7 protein-coding genes and 3 pseudogenes are annotated in these 6,000 nt (G+C 67.8%); 2 read left to right on the forward strand and 8 right to left on the reverse strand.

Annotated elements, in window-relative coordinates; translation table 11 throughout:
- The first annotated feature begins 335 nt into the window (after window positions 1–335).
- Both AB0D59_RS46715 and AB0D59_RS46720 read left to right on the forward strand, forming a co-directional pair.
- On the forward strand, window positions 336–689 hold the full coding sequence (locus AB0D59_RS46715) for a hypothetical protein (protein ID WP_362577973.1): 354 nt from the start codon (window positions 336–338) through the stop codon (window positions 687–689).
- Window positions 646–835: pseudogene (locus AB0D59_RS46720) on the forward strand (IS5/IS1182 family transposase); the annotation flags it as partial. The gene AB0D59_RS46715 and the pseudogene AB0D59_RS46720, both read left to right, overlap by 44 nt.
- An 85-nt stretch (window positions 836–920) precedes the next feature.
- Here AB0D59_RS46720 and AB0D59_RS46725 read toward each other — a convergent pair.
- The 8 genes and pseudogenes from AB0D59_RS46725 to AB0D59_RS46760 all read right to left on the reverse strand — a co-directional run.
- The gene (locus AB0D59_RS46725; RefSeq protein ID WP_362577974.1) at window positions 921–1,310 is read right to left on the reverse strand and encodes a beta/gamma crystallin domain-containing protein; all 390 of its coding nucleotides are present in this window, start codon (window positions 1,308–1,310) and stop codon (window positions 921–923) included.
- 189 nt (window positions 1,311–1,499) lie between these two features.
- Window positions 1,500–1,871, reverse strand: coding sequence for a beta/gamma crystallin domain-containing protein (locus AB0D59_RS46730; protein WP_362577976.1), 372 nt, complete (start codon window positions 1,869–1,871; stop codon window positions 1,500–1,502).
- 239 nt (window positions 1,872–2,110) lie between these two features.
- Entirely contained in the window at window positions 2,111–3,157 is a 1,047-nt protein-coding gene (locus tag AB0D59_RS46735; protein ID WP_362577978.1) for an AraC family transcriptional regulator, read from the reverse strand.
- A gap of 191 nt (window positions 3,158–3,348) precedes the next feature.
- Window positions 3,349–3,663 (reverse strand): hypothetical protein, encoded by a 315-nt coding sequence (locus AB0D59_RS46740; protein ID WP_362577979.1) that lies wholly within the window; start codon window positions 3,661–3,663, stop codon window positions 3,349–3,351.
- Window positions 3,660–4,292 carry a sigma-70 family RNA polymerase sigma factor gene (locus AB0D59_RS46745; protein ID WP_362577981.1) on the reverse strand — a complete coding sequence of 211 codons (633 nt, stop codon included), beginning with the start codon at window positions 4,290–4,292 and terminating at the stop codon, window positions 3,660–3,662. Before AB0D59_RS46745 ends, AB0D59_RS46740 begins: the two co-directional genes overlap by 4 nt.
- Window positions 4,293–4,363: 71 nt before the next feature.
- The gene (locus AB0D59_RS46750; RefSeq protein ID WP_362577982.1) at window positions 4,364–4,705 is read right to left on the reverse strand and encodes a hypothetical protein; all 342 of its coding nucleotides are present in this window, start codon (window positions 4,703–4,705) and stop codon (window positions 4,364–4,366) included.
- A gap of 632 nt (window positions 4,706–5,337) precedes the next feature.
- Window positions 5,338–5,790, reverse strand: a pseudogene (locus AB0D59_RS46755) (transposase); the annotation flags it as partial.
- 115 nt (window positions 5,791–5,905) lie between these two features.
- Window positions 5,906–6,000 (reverse strand): annotated as a pseudogene (locus AB0D59_RS46760) (short-chain dehydrogenase); the annotation flags it as partial.

The raw sequence follows: 6,000 nt of genomic DNA on the forward strand, positions 1-6,000 counted from the left end.
ATCGCTTCGCGTCGTGGGGAACCTTTCAAGCAGCCAACTCCACGGAGGGGTCGGCAGTGGGACACGGCGCGACGAGACGCCCTTGTGCTCTCACAGGCCCGGAACGGAAACGCACAGTGATCCCCGTGCCGCTGCACCGCTGGAAGGATCCCGGCCTCCTCGGCGCCACCGGCCCCGGGAAACACGGTCCCTTCGGCCCCTGGCCCGAACCCGAAGAGGATGAGACCGCTGCCGTATGCAGCACACCCGGGCCTCATCAGGAGTGGGGAACCGCAGCAAGATCAATCTCACCGGGATTTCCTGTACCTCAACTACTCACACCCGGGGCAACAGTCATGCCGGGCCCGGAGGCGCAGCGCCTCGGATTCGTGGCCTACGGCCGCTGGACGCGTCAGGCGATCGAGTCCACATCCTGGCGCAGCGCCGAGGACGCCCTGTGCTTCCTGGACATCGGCCGGGACGTCGCCTGCTCGGTCACCCCCACCGCGTCCAGCAGCCCGTCCAGCACGATCAAGCCGCTGGACACCACACCCGTACCAGGGCACCGGGAACTGCCGGACTACGCCCAGGACGAAGCCGACGCAGGCGAATCCTCGCTTGCCGACCTCGACATCACTCTCGGCGCCCGGTCCCGTCCGCGAGTGTTTGCGGCGGCGGGGCATCCGCCACGCGATCCCAGAGAAGAGTGACAGCCAGGCCGCCCGCCTGCGCACGGGCTCACGCGGCGGACGGCCATCCGGCTTCGGCGAGGACCGCTACAAGAAGCGCAACACCGCCGAACGCGCGATCAACCGCCTGAAACAGTTCCGGGGCGGTCGCCACACGCTATGACAAGCGCGGCTGTGTATTCCACGGGACCACCACCGCGGCGTCTGTCGTGATGCGGCTCCGAACGTTGACTCGGACCGTTCTCCCGGTGTTCACAGGATTCGAATCGCGTAAATGTGGAGGGGACGGTTGGGGAATACGGTGTCGGTCCATCGAGGGAACGAATCTATGTCTCCGTTCTCGTCATAGAGCCAGACGTCATTGTTTCCGGTTTGGACCCTGTCAAACCAATCCCCCCCGTCCCCCCCGATCATATTGTGCACGCCTGCGTTTGCGTAGCAGCGCACGTGGCTGGCGCTGTTGTGGTACCAGATCTTCAGGAAGCCCTTCCCATCGACACAGGTGACCTCGCTGATGTTGCCGCTGTCCGGGACGGTGTTGCTGCCGGCGAAGCTGTTTGTGGTCGGGCCGGCTACGACGAGCGTGATGGCCGCCGCGAAGAGCACAGCCAGTCTGCGGGTGATTTTCGTCTTGACAGGCAAAACAGTGCCTCATTTCCGATTGTGGTGCTTTGGTGCCTTATGTTTCGGGAAGGGGCGGTCACCGATCAGGATTCACGGAGCCGGCAGCCGCCTTCCGCGCGCGACCATATCCATCGGCGTCGATCACCGAGCCAGGGCTCAAGGTGTGCAACATGCCAGGTGAAGGTCATGCAAGCGTGTTGTGGCGCGTTACAGAATGGTTATGCTGCAGGCATCGATCGGACGGTTCGGGAAGAGGGTGTCCGTCCACCGATCGAAACGGTCTTGGGCACCGTTGCAGTCGTTGATGACAACATCATTGTTGCCTGTCTGGATCCGATCGACCCATGTAGTTTGGCCGTGCTCGCGAAACCAGTTGACGGTCCCGGCTACGGCATAGCATTCCACATACGTGCCCGCATGGAATCCTGAAGGATGGTCCCAGATCTTGAGATAGCCCTGATCCGGGGTGCAGGGCACATTGCTCATGGCGGAGGCACTGGAAACCGGCCCCAGTACGGTGAGCGCAGCTGCCGCAGCCCCCGCAAGGGCAACGGTGGAGATGAGTTTGTTCGTTTGCACTGAAGACATCCTTGCTTCGGTGACGAGTTCGCGTGTACCCCTCATCCGCATCGCGGATTGAGACGCATTCGAAGTTTATGATCTCTCCACGACGCATGAACATGCGTCAGATTGCTGCCCGAGCAGTCCCATCTTGCGGTGTCCCGGACACAGTTGGCCGTCCGAACGGGCATGGGTACCCGGCCCGGATGGTGGACACCTTGCGGATGCCCCGCGCTCACGAGGTGAGTTCGACCGGTTCAGGGCGAACTCGGGCCGAGCACGTTGGGCTGCTCAGCGGTCGCCTGACGGTAGGCGGAGGGCCGGACGCCGACCTGGCGCAGGAATGCCGATGACAGAGCGCTGGGCGTGGCGAAGCCGCATCGCTCGGTGATCTGTTGAATGGTGAGGTCTGTTTCCGACAGCAGTCGCTGGGCGAGTTCGATACGGAGCCGGGTGAGATACCGGCGTGGTGTCAGGCCCGTGGCGCCCCGGAAGACACGTACGAAGTGGTACACGCTGAGGTGCGCTTCGGCCGCGATCTCGGCGAGGGTGAGCGGCTCGGCCAGGCGGTCCCGCATGATGCCCATGCCTTTGCGCACCGCGGCGTGCTCGGGTCCGGACACGCGCGGTGTCCGGCCCCGGGACATGAGATGCACCGCGAGGAACGCCGCGGCCGACTCGGCGTACAGGTCACCGGCGTCCCGGTTGGCCGGCAGAGACCGGACGATGTGTTCGACGACCGGGTCGCCGGCGCTCAGTTCGGCGGACAACGTCTCGAAGTCGGCAGCGGGCTTCTCCAGCCCGTGGGCGGCCTGCTCCACATCAGTCCGTCGTATGTGCACCTGGATGGTCGACATGGTCGACGTCGCTGTGTAGCTGCGCACCGTCGACTGGCCGGGCACCATGAGCTCGAGTCGGCCGGACCTCCAGTGCCGACTGGTCGATGCCCCTCCGGAGCTGACCCGCATCATCGCTTCTCCACCGGTGCACAGCACGAGATGCAGGTCGGACGTTCCAGGCAGCAGGAAGTCCTCGACTTGGCGTACATGCACAAAACTCTGCACCAGCAGCGATCGCCAACCCGCGTCGCTCCAACTGCAGTAGCCACGTTGTACGTACTGATCTTCATCGATGTCGGCATACGGTGCCAGATCGAACGCGAGGGACGCGAACACGTGAATTCCTCTTGGTGTCGTCGCAGGACGGTCACTGATGTCGACAGCGCGGTGTCGCCGTAGAGCAGTCGGCGGTCCTGACGGGGCATCGCGATCTGCCCCGGGGACACGATCAGAACGGTCGTTCACCCAGGGCCTGTCTTTCGGATCAGGCCGGCTCGGGCCGACGGCACCTCACGCCGGCCTCGGTGATCGCGGCAGCAGGACGCGCTCGACATGCACGGTCCGTCCGCCGCCTGGCGAGTGGCGGGCGGACCGCCGCCGGTCGGGACTGAGAGCGTCGGCGCAGCAAGGCCGGTACGGCCGTTCTCCACTCCTAGCTAGGGCCCGGACGGGACGGCGGAGGGCACGGGGTGCGGGACGGTGGGGCTGGGGGCGAGGGTGGGGCTGGAATGTCGTGCGGGTGGTGCCGGGCGGGGGTGGTCCGGGGTGTGGGAGGACAGCAGGAGGACGGCGGCGGCTGCGGCCGCCGCGGTGGCGGCGACGGCAATGGACAGCACCCGCCGGATCCTGCGTGTGCCCCAGGTGCTTCCGGTGGGCGGGCGGGCCGGTGACAGGTCGTGGGCGCTGATGAGCTGCCCGCGTGCTTCGAGCGCAGCGCGCAGCCGTTCCTCGATCGCTGCCCGAGTACTCATCGGTCCACCTCCAAGAGTTTTTCCAGAGTGGCGAGCGCGCGGCTCGCGGTCGACTTGACGGTGCCACGGGACACGCCGAGGGTCTCGGCGATCTGCGCCTCGGTCAGGTCGGACCAGTAACGCAGGACGAGTACCTCGCGCTGGCGTTCGGTGAGCTGTGCCAGCGCGTCGAAGACCTGCCGGTGCTCCTCGGCGAGCAGCAGCAGTTCGTCGACCGGCGCCCCCAGGCCCTCGTACGGCGGGGTGTACGCGCGCGCGGTGCGCCGCCGACGCAGCACCGAGCGGGCGGCGTTGACCACCGCGGTGTGGAGGTAGGCGTGCGCGTCCTGGAGGTCGTCCAGCCGTTCGCCGTGCCGACGGCAGACGGCGGCGAAGGCATCCTGGACGACGTCCTCGGCGGTGTGCAGGTCGTCCACCAGGAAGACCGCCAGCCGGACCATGTCGAGCCGCCGGGTCCGGTACAGGTCGGCGAGTGTGGGGGAGTCTTCCTCGCCGTCCCGGCCCGCCACCGGACGTAGGTGCCGGAATCGTCGGCCGGGGTGCGGTGCGCCCGGCGCCGGGGTGCGGGCGGTGGTTCGGGCGCGGCGCAGTAGCCGGGCCCACCAGGGCAGGGCAAGGGTGAGCTGCATCGTCCTCGTTCACATCAGGGGTGTGGCGGGGCCGGCTCCGGTCCGGCCCCGCCACACCCATGGTCGGCGACTCAGTGGCGGTAGGGCTTGCCGTGCGCGTCACCGGGGACCGGAGTCGGGTAGGGCTTGCCGTTCGAGTCGCCCGGGACCGCGGACGGGTAGGGCTTGCCGTTCTCATCGCCCGGGACGGGAGTCGGGTCGGTGTCGGCGGAGGTCTGCTTCGCCGGGGTGGACGGCACGGGGTTCGGGTCGGCCTTGGCCGACGTGCCCGACTTGACGACCGGGTGCGCGTGGCCGGCGGTGGCCGCCTGAGCGGCGATGCCGCCGCCCACCACCAGGACGAGACCGGCAGCCGACCCCAGCACCCAGGTGCGCAGGGAACGGTTCGACTTCTTGGCGCGGATGTGCCGCATAGGAAACGACTCCAAAGAGTAGAGACAACGCTGAAGGTCGGGCAGCGCCGGGGCTGAAAATCCCGTCCCGGAAACCGCCTTTCACCCCACCAGACGTGCGGCCCCACCCGGGGTTGTCGCGATCCGCGAAAAAACTGCAGCCTTCGTGGGTCCAGCCGGTGAACGTCCACGCGTGGACGGCGGTGATGCCCTGGGCGGGGCCGCCCGCGCTCCGCGCAACCACTTCACCGACACCTGCGGCGCCCTCGCCCCGCTCGGCTACCCAGCCCTCCACCACCTCGCCGGTCCGCTGCGCAAGGCCGCCACCGACGCCGGCGATACCGGTCTGATGCATCGGTGGCCGCGCACCGGCTACCGCCCGGCCCTCGGACATCGTCATGGTGACGATCTTCAGCCTCACCCGCAGCGCCGAGCTGGCCCCAGTCGGACACAGCTATCGCGAACAGGCCGCGCCCTGGATGACCACCACTCCTGCCGGCATGCCGCCGTGATGTGGTTCGAGCCCGGCGCCGGCCCCGATGACGGCCGCCGCTTCTATGCCTGCGATGGTCACTCGGGGCAGTTCTCCCGGAGCGTGGTCATGGCGTCGGCCGCAGGCGGAAAGGTCGTCTGAGAGAGGCTCTCCCTGCTCCCTCCAGCCAGCACAGTTCGCGCGCTGCCGACAGCACATGCGTGGAGTCCGTCCGGGCCCGGCCCGCGCTCTTGAGCAGCCGCTTGTCACGGGCCGCGACCAGGACGCCGTCCAGCACCCGCCGCCCGGCGTCCGCCCCAGCCAGCCGGTCACGGAACTCCGACAGGACCGAGAAGTCGAAGCCCGGATCGTCCAGTTCCAGCCCGAGCGCGTACTTGAAGTCGATCCTGGCCCGCACTGCTTCAGCGGCCTGCCAGTCGGTCAGCCCCTCCACGAACTGCAACACCGACACCAGCGCCAGCCCGCCCGGTGACCAGGCCGGCCTGCCCCGCGCCGGGAACAGGTCCGCGAACTCCTCATCTTTGAACAACGAGCCCAACTCGTCCCGCACCCGGATCGCCAGGCTCCCCTTCGGGAACGCGGCCCGAGTCACCCGCACCGTCTCCGCCGGGATCTCCCCAGACCCCTTGAGCCTCCGCCAACTTGAAGACGCAAGGTCAAAGGGCTGGCGTGACGGTCTCCGGAGGTTCTCACGCTGGTCGGAGGCGGCAGTCTCAGGACCGCCGGTGTCAGGACCAGGCGATCTCGCCATGGCGGTCGATGAAGCGTCCGGTGCCGGCACCGGGCCCCTCGGTGGCGAGGGCGACGATCGCGTCCGTGCCCT

It is taken from the genome of Streptomyces sp. NPDC048417, from assembly GCF_040651615.1.
GTDB lineage: Bacteria > Actinomycetota > Actinomycetes > Streptomycetales > Streptomycetaceae > Streptomyces.